The following is a 20840-nucleotide window of genomic DNA, read 5'->3' on the forward strand; positions in this document are numbered from 1 at the left end:
ATCGTCGGTGGCGACTCGAGAACGTGCTCGCGCGGTCGTTGACCGGCGGCGGCCGCCTCAGCTCTCGAGTTGGTCTTGAAGCCTGTTTTTCGCCTCGGTACGACGTTTGCGCGAGAATTCGGGCGTCTCGTCCGAGAAGTCGATCTCGATCTCGTCTAACGTTCGGCGATAGATGTTCGTTCGTCTTCCCTCATCGGATAGTCGCCGCCCCTCACATGTCAATAGGCCTGCATTAACGAGTTCTTCGATCCGACGATAACAGGTTGCAATCGGAATTTCGATATCTTCGCTGAGCGCTTGCGCAGATTTCGGTGTCCCTGCTGCACAGAGTATCTCTACGCTATATTTACTCCCCAATGCGGAGAGCACTGCAGCCGAGTCCCCCTCGGTTTGTTTTATCTGACTCCGAGACATACTCCTTTCGTTACTAATTATCAGAATTGAATCTTGTGGTTACTACCACTTTATCGAAGATCATAGCGATATGACAGTATTCGAAACAAGAGGTGGGCGAGATGCATTTGAACCACGGGTGCAAACGCCCCGGTATGAATGTCGCGGTCGTGACGGTCGGAGACGAACTGCTTGCCGGACGAACGACGGATACGAACGCTACGTGGCTCTGCGAGCAACTCGACGATCGTGGCGTCGGCGTCGAGCGCGTCACGACGGTTCCGGATCGAGTTAGCGACATCGCTCGCGTTATCAACGAGTACCGCGCCGAGTACGACGCCGTCATCGTCACGGGCGGGCTCGGGCCGACCCACGACGACCTCACGATGGAGGGCGTCGCTGCCGCCCTCGGGCGCGACCTCGAGGAACACGACGAGGCCCTCGCCTGGCTCGCGGCGGACGGGTACAGCCGCGACGATCTCGTGGCCGGGACCGCCGAACTGCCGGCGGGTGCGCGGGCGCTGCATAACGACGCGGGCGTCGCCCCCGGTGCCGCACTCGAAGGTGTCTATGTGCTTCCCGGCGTCCCCGCCGAAATGAAGGCGATGTTCGAGACGATTGCAGACGAGTTCGCCGGGACGGCGACTTACCGCGAGGCGATCGTCGCCGACGAACCAGAAAGCGCACTCCTCGATCGGATTGCCGAACTGCGAGAGCGGTTCGACGTCTCCGTCGGGAGCTATCCGGGCGATTCGGTCCGGATCGAGCTCAAAGGGACTGACGAAACGACCGTTGCTGACGCGGCCGCGTGGCTGCGTGAGCGGGTCGAATCACCGTAACCCGGTGCTGTCAGCGGTACAGATAGAGCGTCCAGGCGATGACGACGAACAGGCCCAGCGCGAGTGCGCCCCAGCCGACGATGTTCATCGGGAGCTGCGTTTCCGTCGCAAGAACAGCGGCATCGATCAGTGTGGTCATGGTTGGCGCTCGGACCGCATCCCTCTTAATCCTTCAGAAATCGTGCGCGTCGCTTGCTCCGTCGCCGCCTGCTCGCTGAGCCGCGACGACGGTGATCTCTCCGGTCGGCGACACGATATCGCTTTCCGGCTGGCGTGCGACGCTCGAGTATGGAATCCATCGGCGTCGTCGTCAACCCGATCGCCGGGATGGGTGGTCGGGTCGGGCTGAAGGGGACCGACGGGAAACTCGAGGAGGCGCGCCGTCGCGGTGCCGAGCCGCGAGCGCCGGAGCGGGCACGCGAAGCGTTGCGCTCGCTCCATCGGCGGGCACCCGAGCTCACCGTCTACACCGCCGCCGGTGTGATGGGCGAACGGGCAGCTCGGGACGCTGGCTACGAGCCGACGGTCGTCTACGATCCAGCAACAGTCCGTGAGGACGACGCTGTCGATCCGGCACGGCCCGGCGACCCTGCGAACGCCGAGACGACGGCAGCCGATACCCGGCGCGCCGTCCGTGCGGTACTCGAGCACGACGTCGAACTGATCCTGTTCGTCGGTGGCGACGGCACTGCCGTCGACGTCGCCGACGTGCTCGAAGACGCAACCACTGCGGAGGCAGAGCGGGTCGCAGCGACACCGCGAGACGTCGCCGAGACGCCGATGCTTGGCGTCCCGGCCGGCGTCAAGATTTATTCGTCGGTCTTCGGCGTGACGCCGGCCGATGCCGGCCGGATCGCCGCCGAGTTCGACCGCGTCGAACCCCGCGAAGTCAACGACATCGACGAGGACGCCTACCGCGAGGGTGAGGTCAGGACGGCGCTACGGGCGATCGTGCCGGTCCCCGTCGCGCCGGATCTCCAATCGAGCAAGCAGGTCTCGAGCGGGAGCGTCGACTCGCTGGCGACGGGGTTCGCCCGCGAGGTCGAACCTGGTCGGACCTACGTCTTCGGCCCCGGGAGCACCGTCGGTGCGATCGAGGCGGCACTGGGCATCGATGCCTCGCCGTTGGGCGTCGACGTCTGGCGGGCCGCAGCCGATACCGAACCGGACAAAACTGACTCCGAACGCGACTCCGACGGGCGCGAGGGGACGGTACTTGCCCGCGACGCTGCGGAAACGGATCTCCTCGAGGTCCTCGAGGATCCGGTGACGATCGTCGTCTCGCCGATCGGCGGACAGGGCTTTCTTTTCGGTCGCGGAAACCACCAGATCTCACCGCCAGTGATCCGTCAGGCCGACGAGATCGCCGTCGTCGCCTCGGACGAGAAGCTAGACGGGATCGACTCGCTTCACGTCGACACCGACGACGAGGAACTCGACGATGACCTCCGAGGGTGGCAACAGGTGCGAACCGGGCGGTTCACAACGCGAATGATGCCCGTGTCCTGACGTGTCACGCTGCTCACTGGCTGTTTTGCAGGGGTACCGTGTGAATGATTTAAGGGTCGATTCATAACGGCCATCAATCACAACCATATAACGATCGCACTCGAGATAATGACCATATAGTCAAGATTAAGGTCGGGTCAAGCCTACGGTGTGATATGGAAACGCGGAAAGTGCAACGACTCGGCCCGTCAACACTCGCGATGACCCTTCCCGCGGAGTGGGCGTCCGAACACGACGTCGAGAAGGGCGATGAGGTGTCGTTGCGGACCAGCGGCAAGGGGACCCTGACCGTGATGCCCGAGTCCGCAAGCACGGAGGAGACGGAAGCGATCATCCACACCGACAACTTAGACGCAAGCGCTGTCGAGCGTGCGATCGTCGCCCAGTACGTGCTCGGACGGCGTATCATTCGCATTGAGCGCGAAGACGGTGCGCTCGACTCGGATCACATCAACGCGGTCTATCAGGCCGAAACACAGCTCATGGGGCTTGGCGTCATCGAGGAAACGCCCGAGAGCATCTCGATCCGCTGTTCGGTCGACCCCGAAGACTTCACGCTCGATAACCTACTCGAGCGCCTCGAGCGAACGGGCCAGACGATGCGCGGCGAGTCGATCAAGGCACTGGCCCACGGCAACCCCGATCTGGCCCAGCGCGCCCTGAACCGGGAACGACAGGCCAACAAGATCTTCGTGCTCCTGTTGCGCCTGATCTTTACGGCTTACCAGAACCCGAATCTCGCGCGAGCGGTCGGGCTGAACAGCGGTTTCCCGCTGATTGGCTACCGGTCGATCGCGAAGAACTTAGAGCTCACGGCGGACAACGCCGAGGACATCGGCGATATCGTCATGGAGACCGAAGGCCACACGTTAAACGTCGACAGTTCAGTGATGCGTGAGATTCGCGAACTGAACGAGATGGTCGACGAAATCACGTCCCGGGCTGTCGAGGCAGCCGTCGAACGCGATTACAACAAATCCAACGAGGTCCGGAAGCTGTTCCACGATATCGCCAACCGAGAACAGGAAATCCTGGCCGAGCTCCCGGAGATGCCAAACGAGGATCTGCTTCGTGTCCGTGAAGTGCTCGTCAGCCTCCAGCAAACCGCCCAGTACGCGATGCGAAACGCAGAAATCGCGGCGAACCTCGCGCTCAACGAGGAATCCGAACACACCACGATCAAGTGAGCTGATCGGTAGGTGAGTGTCCGGCGACCAGCCGAGAGGGTCCCAGAACCGCTCAGCAATGAGTGAAGTTAAGAGACCCCACACACAACGCCCGAGCATGGCTACGCAAACCGAGACGGACAAGGGTATCGGACTGGGGCTCGCACTGGGCGCACTCGCAGTGATCGGCGCACTGGTCATGCTCGTTGGTGCACCGGACGTGACCGCGGCTTGGGGCTTTGCAGGAGCCGTGATCTTTAGCTCGCTGGCGGTCGTCGGTATCCACCTCTCCTCGTAAAGACTCGAGGGGTCACGCTGGCGGATCGAACGGTGCTCAGTGGTGGATCCGTACCGTTTCGGCCGTTAAGAGTTAAGACCGACGAACACCTAGAGGTATGTACGGACGATGAACGACTACTCCGACGAAGAGCGGCGAATCATCTCGTACCTCCGCGAGAGCGCCGCCCGCGGCGAGCAATACTTCCGAGCCAAAAACATCGCGGACGCGATCGGACTCTCGTCGAAGCAAGTAGGCGCTCGGTTGCCACATCTCGCGGAGAAGACTGACGAAGTCGACATCGAGAAATGGGGTCGTGCCCGCTCGACGACCTGGCGAGTCACCATCAGCTGACCGTCTCGCCACCGCTCGCGGACCGCCCCCGATGTCGGCTGTCTCCATCGGTGGGTCGGCCGCCCGCCGGTCCACGGATTTTTATCCGTCTACCCCACACGTACGGGCATGACTGTACGGGTCGATCGGTCGTTCGACGTGGCGGCGTCGCCGGAGCGCGTCTGGGAGTTTATTGCTGATCCGGCAAACCGGGCGCGAGCCATCAGCGTCGTCGAGACGTACACAGTCGAGGATCAAGAGGGACGGCGCGTGACCTGGCAGGTGTCGCTGCCGATCCCCCTCGTTCGCAGAACCGTCAGGGTCGACACCGAAGACGTCACGCGTCGGCCACCGGAGTACGTCAAGTTCGTCGGCAAGTCGAAAGTGATGCGCGTCACTGGCGAACACGAAATCGTCGCCACCGATGACGGTGCGCGTCTCGAGAATCACTTCGTCGTCGACGGCAAACTCCCCGGCGTCGAGAAGTTCTTCAAGCGCAACCTCGATTCGGAACTCGAGAACCTGCGGCGCGCCCTCGAGCGAGACCTGCAGACGACACAGTAACGGTAATTGAAACGAGATAGTGTGGCAATGACTCCCCCGAACGCTGCAAGCGAGGTGTCTGCGGAGGGTCTCACGATTGCGCTCGCACAGCTCGAGATCGAGGCCGGCCACGTCGAGGCGAACGTCGATCGCGCACTCGAGGCGGTCGAACGGGCCGCCGCTCGCGGTGTGGATCTGGTCGCCCTGCCGGAACTGTTCAACGTCGGGTACTTCGCGTTCGATTGCTACGCGCGTGATGCCGAACCGATTACCGGCGAGACGGCGACCCGGCTACAGAAGGCGGCGGCCGACCACGAAATCGCCGTCCTCGCGGGAACCATCGTCGAGGACCTGGCGGCAGCCGACGCCGTCGACACGCCCGCCGAAGAGGGATTGGCGAACACTGCCGTCCTGTTCGACGCCGACGGTACTCGCCAGCTGGTCTACCGGAAACACCACCTGTTTGGCTACGAGTCCGCGGAGTCAGAACTGCTCGTTCCCGGCGAACGCCTCGAGACGGCAACGATCGGCGGCGTGACCGTCGGCGTGACGACCTGTTACGATCTCAGATTCCCGGAACTCTACCGGCGGCTGGTCGATGCCGGTGCGGAACTGATACTCGTCCCGAGTGCGTGGCCCTATCCCCGCATCGAACACTGGCAGACGCTTTCGCGGGCGCGTGCGATCGAAAACCAGTGTTATGTCGCGACGATCAACGGAGTCGGCGAATTCGAGGATGCCACGTTGTTGGGTCGCTCGACCGTCTACGACCCGTGGGGCGTCACGCTAGCCTCGAGCGGCGACGGGCCGACACTGGTGACGGCCACCGTCGACCCGGAAGCGGTCGCAGACGTCCGCGCGGAATTTCCGGCGCTTCGGGATCGCCGGCTGTAGGCCGACAGCACCACCACGTGTGGCTGGCGAGGAGTGACGACTCGACCGCTGACTTTTTGGTTGGGCACGCCTTCGGTACGGACGCCGGCACAGACGCTTTTCACGTCGAAACCGGCACTGCGCGTCGCTCCGGCCCGTCGCATGCGCTCGGTTCCCGGGACCGAGCGCACTCCCGTCTCCTCGTCTTCCGCGTCCACCTTTCGCCTCCACATCCCACCTTTCGCCGCTTCATCCGCTCACGAAGCGCGACGAGAACGTGGTCATCGAAAACGGAACGTCGCCATCGCGGAGACCGACTCTCCCGAGAGCCGGATTCGGCGGACAGACTCGCTCTCGAGTGGCTGTGGCTACCGATCCCGCTCGACGGTTTCGCCTGGCATCGTCGTCGCGCCAGCCGTGAGCTTCAGGCCAGGCGTAAGACTCGTGTTGATCCCAGTTTTGGCCCCGTCGCCGGCGACGACGCCGAACTTCCGCCGGTCAGTCGAGACGCGCTCGCCTTTGACGGTAAACCGGATGTCGGCGTCATCGTGGCGCAGATTCGCGACGTTCGTCCCCGCACCGAAGTTGACGTTTCGCCCGAGCACGCTGTCGCCGACGTAGGAAAGATGACTGACCGACGTCCCCTGTGAGATAACGCTGTTTTTGATCTCGACGGCGTGGCCGACTTCGGCGTCGGCTTCGATGAGCGTCGCGCCACGGACGTAGGCGTTCGGTCCGACCTCCGCCCCCTCGCGGATCAGCGCCGGTCCCTCGATCACGACGCCGGGTTCGACCGTCGCACCCTCCTCGACGACGACTGCGCCCTCGAGTGTGGCGTCCTCGCTGACATTGCCGTCAACGCGGCGCTCGAGGTCGGCGAGCTTCCACTCGTTTGCCTCGAGTAGTTCCCACGGGCGGCCAACGTCGAGCCACCGCTCGAGGGTGACGGGCGTGACATCGTACTCGTCGATCACCTGCGCGACGACATCGGTGATCTCACGTTCGCCACGTTCGCTTTCGGGGACCTCGAGCCACTCGCGGGCTTCAGCCGGGAAGGCATAGGCCCCCGCGTTGGCGAGATTCGTCGGCGGATCGGCTGGTTTCTCGACGATCCCAGTCACGGAGCCGTCCTGCCCAGGTTCGGTGCTGAGAACGCCGTAGTTGCTTGGGTCAGCGACTTCGATCGCACAGATTGCCGGACAGGCGTCGAACAGTCGGTCGATCGCGGCCGGATCGTAGAGGTTGTCACCGTTGAGGACGGCGAAGGGGCCCTCGAGATGGTCGCGGGCGGCGTTGACGGCGTCGGCCGTCCCGGCCTGCTCTTCTTGGATCGCATACGAGATCGGTACGCCACGGTATTCGGGACCGAAGTACTCCCGGACCGTCTCGGCCTCGTAGCCGATTACCAGCACGACTTCGGTTGCACCGGCGTCGATCGCCGCATCGACGGTGTGGGCCGCAAGCGGGCGGTCGGCGACCGGCAGCATCGGCTTCGGAATCGATTCGGAGAGCGGTCGCATGCGCGTACCCTGGCCTGCAGCGAGGACGACTGCCTTCATGTACTGGCCCCTTCCATGAATCGTCGGATAAGCGGTTCGTTTGCCGGTGGGAACTGAGAGGGGACCGGTCCGTTGATAGGACGGGGGCTGCTACCGTGGCGCTAACGGGGAGAACGACGCGACAGACTCCGTTGTCCGCTTGCTACTGCACAGCGAACCGGCGACAGATAGATTCCGGTGGAGGCCGTCGGTCTCTCCTCGAGGATTTTTCCCTCGTCAGTCCTCGGAGATCTTGATGTCGGCCGACAGCCCCTGTGCCATCTTGATCTCCTCGGCGTTGTTCATCGTCCACGCGGTGCGCTCGGTGACGGCTTCGATGGCCTCGCGGGCGCTCGGGTAGCCGTTGCCCGACTTCTTGACGCCGCCGAAGGGCAGTTGGACTTCCGCGCCGATACACGGCAGGTTCGCGTAGGCGAGGCCCACCTCGGCGTGGTCCCGGAAGTAGTTGAGTTGGCGGTAGTCCTCCGAGATGATCGCCCCCGCCAGCCCGTAGGGGGTGGCGTTGTGCATCTCGACCGCGCGTTCGATGTCGCCCGAGTACTCAAGCAAGGCGACGTGTGGGCCGAAACACTCCTCGTTCAGACAGCGCAGGTCAGGGTCGTACTCGATCTCGTAGACGAACGGGCCGACCCAGTGGCCGTTTTCGTGGCCGTCGGGGATCTCGCTGTCCTCGAGTTCGAATCGGTCGACGAGGACGTTCGCACCCTCCTCGCGGGCGAGGTCGTTGTAGCTCCGAATCTTCTCGACGTGATCGGCCTCGATCGCGGGGCCCATGAAGGTGTCTTCCGCGAGCGGATCGCCGACCGCGACGTTCTCGGCGATATCGACGAATCGAGCTTTGAACTCGTCGTAGACGTCCTCGTGGACGATCAGGCGCTCGCTCGAGACACAGCGCTGACCGGTGGTTTTGAACGAGGACATGATCGCCGCATGAATCGCGGTGTCCATGTCGGCGTGTTCGGTGATGACGATCCCGTTTTTGCCGCCCATCTCGCAGGCCGCGAGTTTGCCGGGCTCGCCACCGACTTTGTCGGCGATTTCGTGGCCGACTTCGGCCGAGCCAGTAAAGAGAACCGTGTCGACCCGCTCGTCGTCAGTGATGGCCGCGCCGGCGTCGCCGAAGCCCTGGACCATGTTGAAGACGCCGTCGGGAATCCCCGCGTCTTCGAACATCTCGGCGACGATCTGGCCACACCACGGGGTCTGTTCGGCGGGTTTCCAGACGACCGTGTTGCCCTCAACCAAGGCGATAGCCATGTGCCAGAAGGGAATCGCGACCGGGAAGTTCCACGGCGTGATACAGCCGACGACGCCCCGCGGTTTGCGCCGCATGTAGGAGTCTTTGCCCGCGACTTCGGAAGGGACCACGTCGCCGTGGGGGTGGCGTGCGTTGCCGGCCGCCCACTCGACCATATGCCAGGCCTCGGTCACGTCCGCCTTTCCTTCGGAGATCTCCTTGCCACACTCCTTGGTGACGATCTCGCCGAGTTCCTCGTGGCGATCCCGTAGCTCGTGGTAGATGTCCCACAGGTGCTCCGCGCGGTCGATATACGACTTATCGCGCCACTCCACGAAGGCTGATTCAGCAGCCTCGAGCGCCGCATCGACGTCGGCCGCGGTCCCGCGCTGGAAGGTTGCCAGCGGCTCGCCAGTCGCGGGGTTTTCGCTCTCGAACGTGGGTCCGTCTCCGGTGGTCCACTCGCCGCCGATGTAGTGTCCGTGTGCCTGTTCGGTGGCTTGCTGGCTCATACCAGAGGGAACGGCGCGTGCGGTGAAAGTCCTGATGGTTGTTCACATATGACGAACCATGTGCCGAATTCATGATGCCGTCTGTATCAATTCGTGCAATCATGCCACTGGTTCGGTAGACGGATGGAGTGACTACGACTGTTCCCGCTGGTCACCGGCGATCAGCAGTCAGTTGGCCACGAGCGCGACGGTCGTATTCGGCTACCCGACGCTTATCCACCGCTGAGATCCGCCGCCTTCTCGAGTTCGCTACGCAGCGTCGTCGAGTCGAACTCGTGGTCGGGACGCAACCGGACGAAATCGAGAAACGCCCGCGCCGAGAGCAGTGTCGAGGGGGCGTAGGCCGTTGTCGCTGCATCAACGGCCTTACGCGGGCCGATCCGGGGCTCGAGGACGGCCAGCGCACAGGCCAGATCGTATGCCGTCGTCTCGTCGGCGCGATCGTCGTGAACGCTGGTCGCGTCGATGAAGTAGAACTCACCATCGCTAAGGAGGATGTTTTCGGCTCGCAGGTCGCCGTGGGCGAGTCCGTGTTCGTGCAGACTCGATAGCATCTCGAACAGTTCTGCTGCCCGGTCGGCGATCACGGCGTCGGAGACGTCATCGAGCGATTCGAACTTGGGAAGATACTCGAGGACGAGTACGCCCAGTCCGTTGACCTCGAAGGCGTCGATCGGTTGTGGCGCGTTGACACCGATCTCGCGCATCCGCTCGGTCGCCTCGTACTCGTGTTCGACCATCTCACGAGGAGTGTCGAACCGGTCGAAAAACCCCTCAGTGCCCGAGGAGAACGCGCCGACGTTCCGGCCGGTCGTCAACACCGCATGCACCAAGGCGTTCTGCCGGGAGACGATCTTGACAAACCACTCGTCGTCGATTACACACGGCGTCGAAAGCCAGTTGTCGGCCTCGAGGAACTCGACGCGAACGCACTCGCGGTCGTAGCGGTCCGCCAGCGTCTGAACGACGCGCTCGATGCGGCTCCACTCGACGGTTCCTCGTGCGAGCCGGCGGATGTCCATACCACTCATCACGGCCGTCGGCGTTAAATGCGTCTCGACCTATTACCAACGGAACGTGTTTGCCGCCAGCGTGTTTATTGTCAGATAGTCACGTGACAGCGAGACCCGTGGCTCGAGGGGGTGTGTCGATAGTAACAGGGCAACAATATTATCACAAGTGGAACTAAAGCTATCAGTAATGTTTGCGATCGACGACCTGAGTGATGCGATCGACGTGACCCGGGAGTTCCTAACGCCGGTTCGTCTCTGGATGTGGCTCAAGCTGGCACTCCTCGTGTTCTTTGTCGGCGGTGCCGGCTTCGGCTCACCGATGTCGTTCGGCGGTGGCTTCGGTGGCGAGCCGACACCGGGACCAGGGGCCGACCCAGGGACGAGCGTCGACGTTGGAGAGGTATTACCGATAGTGATCGCGGTCGTGGTCGTCGTCCTCGTTGTCGGACTCATCTTTCTCTTCGTCAGCTCGCTGTTCGAGTTTACGCTCCTCGAGTCGCTACGCTCGGGCGAGGTCCACGTCCGCCGATACACGAAACGCAACGTCAGCCATGGCACCCGACTCTTCGGCTTTCGCGTCGCCCTCGGACTCGTTGGTCTCGTTTTGTTCGGTGTCCCCGTGCTTGCGATCGTCTTCTCGACGTCTGAAACCGTCTCGCTGGGGCTGATCGGCCTGCTGGTTCTCCTTGCGATTCCGATCAGCATCGCCTTCGCCATCATTGATCGGCTCACGACCGTCTTCGTCGCGCCGACGATGCTCAAACACGATCTCGGCGTCGTTGCTGCCTGGAAACGGTTCTGGCCGACGCTGCGAGGACAGTGGACCGAGTACGTCGTCTATCTCTTGCTTGTCTGGGTCCTGCAGCTGGTGCTTACCGTCGTGACTGGTGTTCTCTTTGTCATTTTGTTGATCCCGTTTCTGATCCTCTTACTCATCCCAGTTCTCGGCATCCTCGTGCTCCTACTCGGTCTCCCGGTGATTCTGCTGGGCGTGTTGCTGGTCCAGGTTCCGATCGTCACCTACCTCCGTTACTACGCACTGTTGGTGCTTGGTGACACGAATGCAGACCTCGATCTGATCCCCGACCAGCGAGCGGCGGTTCGGGGCGGCGGTCCCGACCGAACCGACGGGCCAGACGGTGGCTGGAACACGGACAGCAATGGGCCTGCCGGGGACGATTACGGACAAGGCGACACGTCCGATCCATGGGGACGCGATGAGTCCCAAGACCGGGACGACACCGACTCGAGCGGTCGGGACGACGATACCGGCTGGGGAGACTCGAGCGGCTGGGACGACAGCGACGACGAAGATGACCGCTGGCGATAGGGGAACGGCCACCACTCGACAGGATTAGCCGAGGAGGTCGTCGTTGCTTTCGGTTTTAACACTCACGTTGACAGATCCATTAACGCTCGTCGCGTTACCGAGTTCATCAATGTTCGTGGAATCGGTGAGGTTTTCGGTATCGCTCGCGGCGGAATCGGAGCCGGCACTCGAAGGGTTCTCGTCGACATCGGTCGTCACCGCCGCCGTGAGGGACATAATGTTCGACTCCTCAAGTCGCTGGACGTACTCGGGGTAGACGCCGATGGTCACGAGCAGGTCCTCGTTGGCTTCCACGGCTTCGGTGATGTGGATGTTGACCGAGACATCTTGGCCGTTGAATTCCGCGTCGGCGGTAAACCGCGACTGTGTCGTTGACTGATCGAGAACCGTAACGTCGGTATCGGCTTGATGCTCGATGTTCCCAATCCCGTCGTAGTTCTGTCTGACGAGTTTGACGAGTTCCTGTGTCGACATCTCCTCGATAGGATTGAGTTCACGACCGAGAATCGAGACCTGCGGGGTCGTCAAGACGTTGAAGACGGCACCGCGTTTCCGGCCCAGTGGTCCCATGTCCACTGCCTTCTCGTGGGAGGTCATGTAGTTGGTGACGGTCACGGCCTCGTTCGTCGGCCCGACCTCCCGGTCGACGGTGAGTGGTTCGATGGCAGTCTGTTCGTAGCCTGTCTCCGCGCGAGCGGCGGCCGTAACACCGGCGGGTGACGACTCGTGTTCGGCCAGTCCGACTAGTCCCAGACAGCCCGAGAGACTAGTAAGTCCAGTGACACCGAGTCCTGCGAGAACGGTTCGTCGGTTCATCGTTCTGCTAATGCCCCGGCAGCCGCTAAGTGTTTATTGAAACAACGACTGTCTGTCAAGCCGAAAAAAGATCGTCGGTTACCTCGTGTCGCGACCAGCGAGCCCGAATTCAGGGCCAGGTGCCGGCTTCCTCGAAGGCGTCGGCGACGCGCTGGATCGCGACGACGTAGGTGGCCGTCCGTGGGTTGTCGAGGTCGTGTTCCTCGTAGGTCTCGACCAGTGCATCGAAGGCGTCGACGATGACGCCCTCGAGTTCCTCGTTGACGCGCTCTTCGGACCAGGCGAAGCGCTGGCGGTTCTGGACCCACTCGAAGTACGAGACGGTGACACCGCCCGCGTTCGCGAGGATGTCCGGGATAACGAAGACGTCCTTGTCCTCGAGGACCTCGTCGGCGGCGGGCGTGAGCGGCCCGTTTGCAGCCTCCGAGATGACGTCTGCCTTCACGTCTTCGGCGAGGTCGGCGTCGACCGCGTTCTCGAGTGCGGCAGGAATCAGCAGGTCGACGTCGAGCGTGAGCACGTCCTCGTTGGTGATCTCCTCTTCGCTCCCCGCGAAGCCGACGACGCTGCCGGTCTCGTTCTTGTGGTCTTTCGCCGCGACGGGGTCGAAGCCGTCGGGGTTGTAGATGCCACCGCTCGAGTCGCTGGCGGCGACGACGGTTGCGCCCATCTCGTCGATCAGTTTGGCCGCGATCCAGCCTGCGTTCCCGTAGCCCTGCACGGCCACGGTCGCGCCCTCGAGGTCCTTGTCGAGGTAGTCGAAGGCTTCGCGTGCGGCGATGACCGTCGAGCGACCGGTTGCTTCGACGCGACCCTCGCTGCCGCCCGAGTCGAGCGCCTTCCCCGTGATGACGCCAGGCTCGGTCGTGTTCTCGATAGTCTCGTAGGTGTCTTTGATCCAGTTCATCTCCCGCTGGCCTGTGTTCACGTCAGGCGCGGGGACGTCGCGGTCCTCGCCGATCATCGGCGTCAGCTCCTTCGCGAACGCACGGGTGAGTCGCTCGAGTTCCGCTTCGGAGTACTCGTCGGGGTCGATGATGATGCCGCCTTTGCCGCCACCGAGTGGGATGTCGACGATCGACGTCTTGTAGGTCATCCAGCCGGACAGCGCCTTGACCTCGTCGCGGGAGACGCCCGGGTGATAGCGGATACCGCCCTTGTACGGACCACGGTCGCCGTTGAACTGCGAACGGAACGCCTTGAAGCGCTCGAGTTCGCCGTCGTCACGCTCGATCGTCAGGTTCGTCTCGAGGACGCGCTCGGGGTGTTTGAGTCGCTCGATCACGTCGTCGCCGATGTCGAGGTACTGTGCAGCCTCGTCAATCTGCGCTTGCAGACTTTCGAACGGGTTGGCTTCGTCTGACATTGACAGTAGCTTCCGAGGTAATCAAAATAAACGTGGCGAATGCACCTCATAGTGCATAAAAGACAATATAAGGGATTGAAAGAGAATTATATATTGGCAAGGACGACACTGACGAAGGTAGCAGTCGTCCCGAATAGCTACCGGATGGGACAGTTCGATTTTAGAAGCTATTTGACTATCTATGCCCTCGAGAGTGGCCGAGAGCAGTGACGACGGTTCGGTTCGATGAGGGACACCCCTCTTTCAGAGTGAAAGGTCGATCGAGCGGGCAAGCGGATGGGAATTCGGCGTGGCTGGAGACCGAGGGAGTAGTGTTGGGTGGTCACACTCCCCATTCAGAGTGAAACGGCGTCCTGTTGTGGCAGCAGACGTTCACTCTGAATCGGGTGTCCGCCCGGTCTGTCCTGGGCCGATCGGACACGGGAAATGATGGGACCCACACCCCCTATTCAGAGTGAAAACGGATCAAAGGGGTGGGAGGGGTATTGCGATCGGTTCGATTCGATCGGTTAAACCCCGTTTCACTGCGGTAAAACCGGACTTCTCGGATTTCGACCGGAGCTCGTAATTTGAGCGGCCAGATATTGCCTTTACCGTAACATTCAATACTATATCTAGATAGTCTAGTATATTCTATATGTAGATCAATATTATATATGAACATTAAACACAGCGTATTGTGACTTTATATCGTGGATTCTTTCCAAGAGCGTCGTTTGAGTTGTGAAATCCTTTGGATCTGACGTTCTCATCGCGGGGGCTGGCCCATCACTGTCTGTCGATTTCAGTCTGAACGAGGGGAGGGTGGGTCAGCGAGAGCGTACTGCAGTTACGTCTCCAATTGAGGTGGCGATCAGAACGGAGCCGATTGTTCGTTTCGGCGTTCAGTCTGCATCCGGTCTGTTGAATAATCCTCAGACAAGCCACCAAACAACAGATACAGATTCTCTACGCCGACTCTATCAGTCTGAACTACCTTCCATAGATTTATACGTACTGTCTTCCAGAACGGAACTATGGCTGAGCAGACCAGTGGGGACCCGCTTTTCCGATCTCACGATCCTATCTTTAATCGGAAAGAACTCCTCCATGTCGGCCACGTCCCGGATGAGGACCGGATCGTCGGGCGTGACGACGAGATTCAATCCGTTGCCGCCGAGGTCGGGGCGATCACACGCGGTGATCCGCCGAACAACGTCATGATCTACGGCAAAACCGGTACCGGAAAGAGCCTCATCTCCCGACACGTTGCGACTCGAGCCCAGGACGCCGCCCGAAGCAACGAGATCGACTGTGCCGTACTCTACGTCGACTGTTCGGAAGCGAACACCGAGACCCGTGCCACGCGACAGTTGGCACTCAATTTGAAAGAGCAGACTGGGTATCAACAAAACATCCCGCTTCGGGGCGTCGGGACGATGGAGTATTACCAGCACATCTGGGAGATTCTCGAGGATTGTTTCGACGCGGTCATCGTCATTTTAGACGAGATCGACAAACTGGACAACAGTAATATACTCATGCAACTCTCGCGTGCGCGTGAGGCACAGAAGACCGACACCTACATCGGCGTTATCGGGATCAGTAACAAGGTCCAGTATCGGGAGACCCTCGACGAACGGATCGACAGTAGCTTCGGCCACCGTGAGCTGTTCTTCCATCCCTACGACGCCTCGCAACTCCGTGAAATCATGCGCAATCGCGAGGACGCGTTCCAGCCGGGGGTCTTGGAAGGTGGGACGATCGAACTCTGTGCAGCCCTCGCGGCCAAGAAACACGGCGACGCTCGGAAGGCGATCGAAATCCTCAAAGAGGCTGGCGAACTCGCACGCCGGACCGGTAGTGAGACCGTCTCCGAAGCCCACATCAAGCAAGCACAGGAGGTCGCCGAGATCAACCGGATCGAGGAACTCACAAGCGGGGCAACCGTCCACGCGAAACTCGCTCTCTATGCGCTCGCGAGCCGCATCATCACGGGCGGGCGAGAGACGTACAAGACACGGGAGATCTACGAGCGATACGTCGGGATCTGTGAACTGGTTGCGAACGATCCGATCACCGAAAACGGACTCTATCGCCAACTCAAAGAACAGGCGTTTCTCGGCGTCATCGAGTCCGAGAAGACCGGCGGCGGCCGATCACAGGGCAGTTATCTCCTCCATCGGCTCGTTACCGATCCGAAACACATCGTCAAGGCCGTTCGGCGCGATTCCTCGCTCGAGGAACTTCCGACCTACGACCAACTCCACGAAACCAGCCCGTCGGCGACGAACCGGGAGCTCGATCTCGATTCCTTTTCGTGAATTCTCTGAATTTTGATGTGTACTGCGACCCCCTCCTCGCTCGAGACACGTTTCACTCTGAACGAGGGGTGTGGGTGTCCGTGAGATCGGCCGATCGACAGGGGCAAACGCTATGCGTGCCAGTGCTTGACAATCGACAGTGACGTGATCATGTCGGCAGGCCTTCTGGTGTTTCGATGGGATCTGACCGGCGGACTGAGCGGCGGTCGATAACGGACCCACAGTCAGTACAGACGAGCAACCGTTCACTGGCGGTCGTCGTGACATCCCAGTCGCCGGTGATCGGACTTCGGTGGCCACAGTCCGGACAGAAGAGGACCGTCTTTTGTGTTTCAGTAGGGGGTGGCGAATCGTCGTGCGCTGGAGACGTTGTCATTATGCTGGCTAGCCACTCGAGCGAAATAGGGATTGTGCGACACGATCGTTCGTGACGGATCGAGCGCGTCTCTAATGGAGTATGACAGCGCTATAATGGAATCTAATAATGAATTTTTCACACAGTCTCCGTGTAACTGCCGTCTAGAGCACGGTCACAATTATGTAGGCGTTTAGGGTCGCAGCCACCAGCCACGGCACCGCGAGTCCGGCCGGGACGATCGGGCGATACGGCCGCTCGAGAAACGGTCGACAGACGAGGCCGACGGTGACTGCAAACGCTTTCAGGGCGAGCATACCGGCCATCCCGTAGTCCTCAATCGCACCGCGTGCAGCCGGGTTCGACTCGGAGAGCCCCAGTTCAAGGCCGACGAACGTCGTTGCGACGTCCGCAATCAAAGCAAGCACGACGACGACCCAGAGTAGTCGCTCGAGCGTCCCGGGTGTGACGTCACCCGGCAGGTGGCGATATGGAACCGCGCCCTCGGACCTCATAGCCTCCCCACCGGAGTCGAACCAGCGTCGTGCCCTGGGAGCACGCGCCGATTCCATCACGCGAGGTATTGTTATGACAGGCGTAGCGTGACGGCGGGTCTCAGTAACCACGTCTAACAGCTCGAAACGGGGTGCTACCGATCGAACCGGTCCCCCGCGGCACCTGCAGGCAGAACCCCTTTTGTCGATTTCGACGTTCAATTCGACGGTTACCGACGCCGCTTCGCGGCGGGAGACAGTGGCGAAGCGGGAGCCAGCGCTGGCAGGAGTTCGACATGCCGGAGACAGAGACTGAACAATCAGCCCATCGACTCGCGATGCTTCGAGACCGGCTCGAGCAGGGAATGGATCGGCGTGCGTTCCTGCGAACGCTCGTCAGCGGCGGCTACGCCATTGGAATGGCCGCCTGGCTCGGTGTCGACGACTTTCTTGCGGCTGACGACGACGAGGTCCCCGTCGTCACCGCGCTCGTCAGGGACGATCCTGCCGATCCATGGTCGATCCAGAAACGAACGCGAACGGTCCCCGCCGAGTGGTACGCCGCCGTCAAGCAGGCCCTTGAAGTAAACGAGCGGCTGGCCCAACTCGGCTTTACCGGCTATCTCGGCAGCGCAGTCGTCCCTGGCGACCAGAAAAGTGGGACCGCTTCCATCTCCGTTGGCCTCTCGAGCGACGGCCACTCGATCCCCGAGATGGTCACCGAATTCGCGGAGGGCATCGACCTCAATTCGGAGACGATCATCGATGTCGACGAGATACAGAACGGGCCGGTACGCCGTGAGCCTCACCTCGCAGACATGCTCGTGAACGAACGGGTCCCTAGCGGTGTCGCCTGCGAAACCCCCTCGAGCATGGCGACGCTCGGCCCGGCACTGTATCATCCCGATGGGAAGCGACGCTTCTTCGTGACGGCCGAGCACGCGTTCATGGAAAACCACGACGCAACCGACGGGACCCTGCTGCTTCCACGCGAGGACAGTGACACGGTCGAAGTAGGGTCTGTTGCCAACTACCATCCCGTCGAAGACGTTGCGGCCATCGAACCCACTGGTGAGATCGAACCCGCGAGTCGTATCGACGCACCGTCACGACCCCGGGTTCGCGGCCAGTTCACCAAGTTCGGCCTCGCGACGCTCGTCGCACAGGACGCCGAACTCGAGAAAGTCGGCGCACTGACCGGTCATACGACTGGAAAGATTCAGGGGATCGACGCAGTGACCTGCTTTACCGATGACTTCTGTCGCCGTGGACAGATTCGCTGGGGCGGCGAAATGGATCTCACGGACGGCGACAGCGGCTCCGTGAGCTATCACCGCGACCCCGACGGTGACGACAACGACGTACTCATTGCGGGCTTTAACAACGCCCGGACGTGGTGGCCCGGCCAGAGCTACGTCTGGGGCGTCAGTGCCTATCAACTGACAGCACAACACGGCTATCACTTCTAACCACCGACTGACCACACATTCACATGAGTAACGATCCCTCCCGCAGTTCACGAACCGACCGTGCTCGACCCACGTTCAGCGCCGTCACAAGCGGCACCCTTCGACTGCTCGGTGACGTACTCGTCATTTCGCTGTGGGTTCTGTTCCTGACAGTGTTGTTCCTCGAGACCGCCTGGCCACGCTGGGCGTTTTACGGCGCACTGCTGCTCGGCGTCGGCGTCTACGTGTCGATCACGAGCGGCTGGTGGGCGCGATGACCGCCGACGGTGACATGTAAAGAGCAGTCCGCAGAAGATGTAACTGGGAGCCGCTCCCCTCACCGGTCGTCGGGAATCCGAGTGTAGGCACCGATCAGGGCGCGCTCGAGGTCGAAGCCGCTGATTCTAGCACCCTCGTCGACGAGAGAGTCGCGAACGGTTGTGGACTCGAGGGCCGCGTCCGGGAAGATCACCGACCGTTCGACGTCGGCGTCAATGAGGGTCGCGCCCGGCATCACGTGGACGTCGTCACCGACGGCGCTCTCCCGAACGGTCGCCGAATCCGCGATCAGCGAGTCGCCGTCGAGAGACCAGGAAACGGCGTCGAGGTAACTTTCCCTAGTGCCGATGTCGAACCACGCGGTTTCGAAGGTGTAGGCGTAGGTCGATTCCCGGTCCTGGAGCCACTGGACGAACCAGCCGGGTTCGTCCGGATCGTTCCCCGCGTCGAGGTATGGGGGAAGCAGCGACAGCGTCTCCCGGGGGAACGCATAGCAGCCGATCGAGACGAGGGAACTCTTCGGCTCGGCGGGCTTTTCCTGGAAGTCGACGACGCGCTCGTCGTCCAGTTCGATCACGCCATAGGACGTTGCCCGCTCCCGGGAGCCGACGTCGTAGGCGGCGATCGCCGGCCCGTTCCGTCGGTCGAAATAGTCGAGAAAATCCTCGATGGCAAAGTCAAAGAGGTTGTCACCTGCGATCACCAGCAGCTCCTCGTCGAGGCGCTCCCGGTCGATCAACTGCGCGAGCGCCCCGACGACGCCGAGTTTCTCGTCCTCGTGTGCCGTTTCCTCGACGGACAGGCGGGGCTTGTCGTAGGGGGTGTCCTCGAGGTGGGCCTCGAAGTCGGCGGCGAACCGTTCGTTCGTACTCACGTAGACTTCGTCGATCCGATCGAGGTCTTCGAGTTCGGCGTAGATCCGATCGATAACGGTCATCTCGCCGAGCGGGAGAAACATCTTGGGTCGATGCCTCGTGATCGGCCACAGTCGGGTCGCGTAGCCGCCGGCCAGGACGACAGCTGTAGTGGGTCCAGTCATCTCAGTGATTAGCTTCGAGGTCGTCGATGGGTCGAAACGTGGGCATGGCTGCGGGTGGTGCTCGCGTGTCTCGGTCCCGTCAGTGGACGACGGTCCATCCGGTATCGATGCTCTCTGATTCTCTCGCGACGTGCTTTGCGAGTTCGAGCAGCTGATTCGAGAAGCCGTACTCGTTGTCGTACCAGGCCAGCACTTTCACCGTATCGTTCGCCGCGACCATCACGGACTCGAGATCGACGTACGAGGCGAACGGCAGGCCGACGATGTCCCGTGAGACGATCTCGTCGTCGGTGTAGCCGAGGACGCCGGCCAGCCTCCCGTCGGCCGCTGCTCGGATCGCGTCGAGCACGTCGTCTCGCTCGACTGGTTCGTCGATGTTGACGGTGATGTCGGTGATCGAGCCGTTTGGAACCGGCACTCGCATCGCCATCCCCTCGAGTTTCCCTTCGAAAGCGGGCAGGACTTTGCTTGTCGCGCCCGCGGCTCCGGTCGTCGTCGGGACGATGTTCTCGGCGGCGGCGCGGCCACGCCGTCGCTTGTCCATCGGGCCGTCCACGAGTCCCTGGCTGCCGGTGTAGGCGTGGACGGTCATCAGGAGGCCAGAGACGACGTTGAACTCGTCGTCGAGGACCTGCAAAACCGGTGCGACGGAGTTCGTCGTACAGGAGGCATTCGAGATGACGTCGTCCCCGTCGTATTCCTCGTGGTTGACGCCGTAGACGAACATCGGGACCTCCGTCTCGCCTTTCGGCGGTGCCGAGATGATCACCATGTCGGCACCGGCCTCGAGGTGCTGAGCAGCCTCGTCGTGGGTCCGGAACAGCCCGGTCGCTTCGAAGACGACGTCGACCTCGAGTTCGTCCCAGGGAATCTCCGACGGGTCGTGCTCGGAGAGGAGTTGGAACTCCTGGTCGTGTACGAAGAGGGTGTCGCCGTGACGGGACACCCCATCGAGCCGGCCGTGGACCGAGTCGTATCGGAGCAGATACGCCATGTCGTCGTCGTCCATCACGTCGTTGATCGCCACGATGTCGATGTCGTCGTGGGCCAGTGACGCACGCAGGAGACTCCGGCCGACTCGTCCGAAGCCGTTGAGCCCGACTCGAAGCGCTTCATCGCCTCCTGAATCGCCGCTATTGGTACCCAGTCTCATGGT

At 61.7% G+C, this 20840-nt stretch carries 22 protein-coding genes; 11 read left to right on the top strand and 11 right to left on the bottom strand.

The window, feature by feature from the left end:
* Window positions 1-57: 57 nt before the first annotated feature.
* Entirely contained in the window at window positions 58-414 is a 357-nt protein-coding gene (locus BSG09_RS21220) for a winged helix-turn-helix domain-containing protein (RefSeq protein WP_049911554.1), read from the bottom strand.
* A gap of 134 nt (window positions 415-548) precedes the next feature.
* Here BSG09_RS21220 and BSG09_RS00465 point away from each other — a divergent pair, with 134 nt between their 5' ends.
* Window positions 549-1232 (top strand): competence/damage-inducible protein A, encoded by a 684-nt coding sequence (locus BSG09_RS00465; RefSeq protein ID WP_092928978.1) that lies wholly within the window; start codon window positions 549-551, stop codon window positions 1230-1232.
* Window positions 1233-1242: 10 nt separating this feature from the next.
* Here BSG09_RS00465 and BSG09_RS21510 read toward each other — a convergent pair whose 3' ends face one another.
* Complete coding sequence (locus BSG09_RS21510; RefSeq protein ID WP_262488505.1) at window positions 1243-1371, bottom strand: hypothetical protein; 129 nt, start codon at window positions 1369-1371, stop codon at window positions 1243-1245.
* A gap of 149 nt (window positions 1372-1520) precedes the next feature.
* Between BSG09_RS21510 and BSG09_RS00470 the strand changes: the two genes are divergently transcribed.
* From BSG09_RS00470 to BSG09_RS00495, 6 genes are all read left to right on the top strand, one after another.
* Window positions 1521-2741, top strand: coding sequence for an ATP-NAD kinase family protein (locus tag BSG09_RS00470; RefSeq protein ID WP_092928980.1), 1221 nt, complete (start codon window positions 1521-1523; stop codon window positions 2739-2741).
* A 155-nt stretch (window positions 2742-2896) separates the two neighbouring features.
* Window positions 2897-3928 (top strand): phosphate signaling complex PhoU family protein, encoded by a 1032-nt coding sequence (locus BSG09_RS00475; protein WP_092928982.1) that lies wholly within the window; start codon window positions 2897-2899, stop codon window positions 3926-3928.
* A gap of 97 nt (window positions 3929-4025) precedes the next feature.
* On the top strand, window positions 4026-4205 hold the full coding sequence (locus BSG09_RS00480) for a DUF7525 family protein (protein ID WP_092928984.1): 180 nt from the start codon (window positions 4026-4028) through the stop codon (window positions 4203-4205).
* Window positions 4206-4313: 108 nt separating this feature from the next.
* Window positions 4314-4538: a DUF7123 family protein gene (locus tag BSG09_RS00485; RefSeq protein ID WP_092928986.1), complete on the top strand. Its 225-nt coding sequence runs from the start codon at window positions 4314-4316 to the stop codon at window positions 4536-4538.
* A 108-nt stretch (window positions 4539-4646) separates the two neighbouring features.
* Window positions 4647-5081 (top strand): SRPBCC family protein, encoded by a 435-nt coding sequence (locus BSG09_RS00490; protein ID WP_092928988.1) that lies wholly within the window; start codon window positions 4647-4649, stop codon window positions 5079-5081.
* A gap of 27 nt (window positions 5082-5108) precedes the next feature.
* Window positions 5109-5954, top strand: a complete 846-nt coding sequence (locus BSG09_RS00495; protein WP_092928990.1) for a carbon-nitrogen family hydrolase — start codon at window positions 5109-5111, stop codon at window positions 5952-5954.
* Window positions 5955-6301: 347 nt separating this feature from the next.
* Here the strand turns inward: BSG09_RS00495 and glmU are convergent, their stop codons facing one another.
* The 3 genes from glmU to BSG09_RS00510 form a co-directional block, all read right to left on the bottom strand.
* Window positions 6302-7492: a bifunctional sugar-1-phosphate nucleotidylyltransferase/acetyltransferase gene (glmU, locus tag BSG09_RS00500; RefSeq protein ID WP_092928992.1), complete on the bottom strand. Its 1191-nt coding sequence runs from the start codon at window positions 7490-7492 to the stop codon at window positions 6302-6304.
* Between the two features lie 216 nt (window positions 7493-7708).
* Window positions 7709-9241, bottom strand: a complete 1533-nt coding sequence (locus BSG09_RS00505) for an aldehyde dehydrogenase family protein (RefSeq protein WP_092928994.1) — start codon at window positions 9239-9241, stop codon at window positions 7709-7711.
* A 212-nt stretch (window positions 9242-9453) separates the two neighbouring features.
* Complete coding sequence (locus BSG09_RS00510; protein ID WP_092928996.1) at window positions 9454-10263, bottom strand: RIO1 family regulatory kinase/ATPase domain-containing protein; 810 nt, start codon at window positions 10261-10263, stop codon at window positions 9454-9456.
* A 178-nt stretch (window positions 10264-10441) separates the two neighbouring features.
* Here BSG09_RS00510 and BSG09_RS00515 point away from each other — a divergent pair, with 178 nt between their 5' ends.
* Window positions 10442-11584: a DUF7544 domain-containing protein gene (locus tag BSG09_RS00515; protein WP_092928998.1), complete on the top strand. Its 1143-nt coding sequence runs from the start codon at window positions 10442-10444 to the stop codon at window positions 11582-11584.
* A 24-nt stretch (window positions 11585-11608) separates the two neighbouring features.
* Here BSG09_RS00515 and BSG09_RS00520 read toward each other — a convergent pair whose 3' ends face one another.
* Together BSG09_RS00520 and BSG09_RS00525 are read right to left on the bottom strand one after the other, a co-directional pair.
* Window positions 11609-12400 (bottom strand): DUF6517 family protein, encoded by a 792-nt coding sequence (locus tag BSG09_RS00520; protein ID WP_092929000.1) that lies wholly within the window; start codon window positions 12398-12400, stop codon window positions 11609-11611.
* A 109-nt stretch (window positions 12401-12509) separates the two neighbouring features.
* Window positions 12510-13766: a Glu/Leu/Phe/Val family dehydrogenase gene (locus tag BSG09_RS00525; RefSeq protein WP_092929002.1), complete on the bottom strand. Its 1257-nt coding sequence runs from the start codon at window positions 13764-13766 to the stop codon at window positions 12510-12512.
* A 1016-nt stretch (window positions 13767-14782) separates the two neighbouring features.
* Here BSG09_RS00525 and BSG09_RS00530 point away from each other — a divergent pair.
* Window positions 14783-16069: a Cdc6/Cdc18 family protein gene (locus BSG09_RS00530; protein WP_092929004.1), complete on the top strand. Its 1287-nt coding sequence runs from the start codon at window positions 14783-14785 to the stop codon at window positions 16067-16069.
* Between the two features lie 148 nt (window positions 16070-16217).
* On the opposite strand, the gene BSG09_RS00535 is transcribed toward BSG09_RS00530, so the two are convergent.
* Complete coding sequence (locus BSG09_RS00535; RefSeq protein ID WP_092929006.1) at window positions 16218-16445, bottom strand: hypothetical protein; 228 nt, start codon at window positions 16443-16445, stop codon at window positions 16218-16220.
* Between the two features lie 143 nt (window positions 16446-16588).
* Window positions 16589-16939, bottom strand: coding sequence for a DUF5658 family protein (locus tag BSG09_RS00540; RefSeq protein ID WP_092929008.1), 351 nt, complete (start codon window positions 16937-16939; stop codon window positions 16589-16591).
* Window positions 16940-17214: 275 nt separating this feature from the next.
* Between BSG09_RS00540 and BSG09_RS00545 the strand changes: the two genes are divergently transcribed.
* A complete protein-coding gene (locus BSG09_RS00545) occupies window positions 17215-18387 on the top strand; it encodes a hypothetical protein (RefSeq protein WP_092929010.1) in 1173 nt (390 codons plus the stop codon).
* 23 nt (window positions 18388-18410) lie between these two features.
* Window positions 18411-18644 carry a hypothetical protein gene (locus BSG09_RS00550; protein WP_092929012.1) on the top strand — a complete coding sequence of 78 codons (234 nt, stop codon included), beginning with the start codon at window positions 18411-18413 and terminating at the stop codon, window positions 18642-18644.
* Window positions 18645-18703: 59 nt separating this feature from the next.
* Here the strand turns inward: BSG09_RS00550 and BSG09_RS00555 are convergent, their stop codons facing one another.
* Together BSG09_RS00555 and gap are read right to left on the bottom strand one after the other, a co-directional pair.
* Window positions 18704-19684, bottom strand: coding sequence for a sugar phosphate nucleotidyltransferase (locus tag BSG09_RS00555; RefSeq protein ID WP_092929014.1), 981 nt, complete (start codon window positions 19682-19684; stop codon window positions 18704-18706).
* Window positions 19685-19763: 79 nt separating this feature from the next.
* Window positions 19764-20837: a type I glyceraldehyde-3-phosphate dehydrogenase gene (gap, locus tag BSG09_RS00560; RefSeq protein WP_092929016.1), complete on the bottom strand. Its 1074-nt coding sequence runs from the start codon at window positions 20835-20837 to the stop codon at window positions 19764-19766.
* Window positions 20838-20840: the final 3 nt, after the last annotated feature.

Source organism: Natrinema hispanicum, from assembly GCF_900111485.1.
Taxonomy (GTDB): Archaea; Halobacteriota; Halobacteria; order Halobacteriales; family Natrialbaceae; genus Natrinema; species Natrinema hispanicum_A.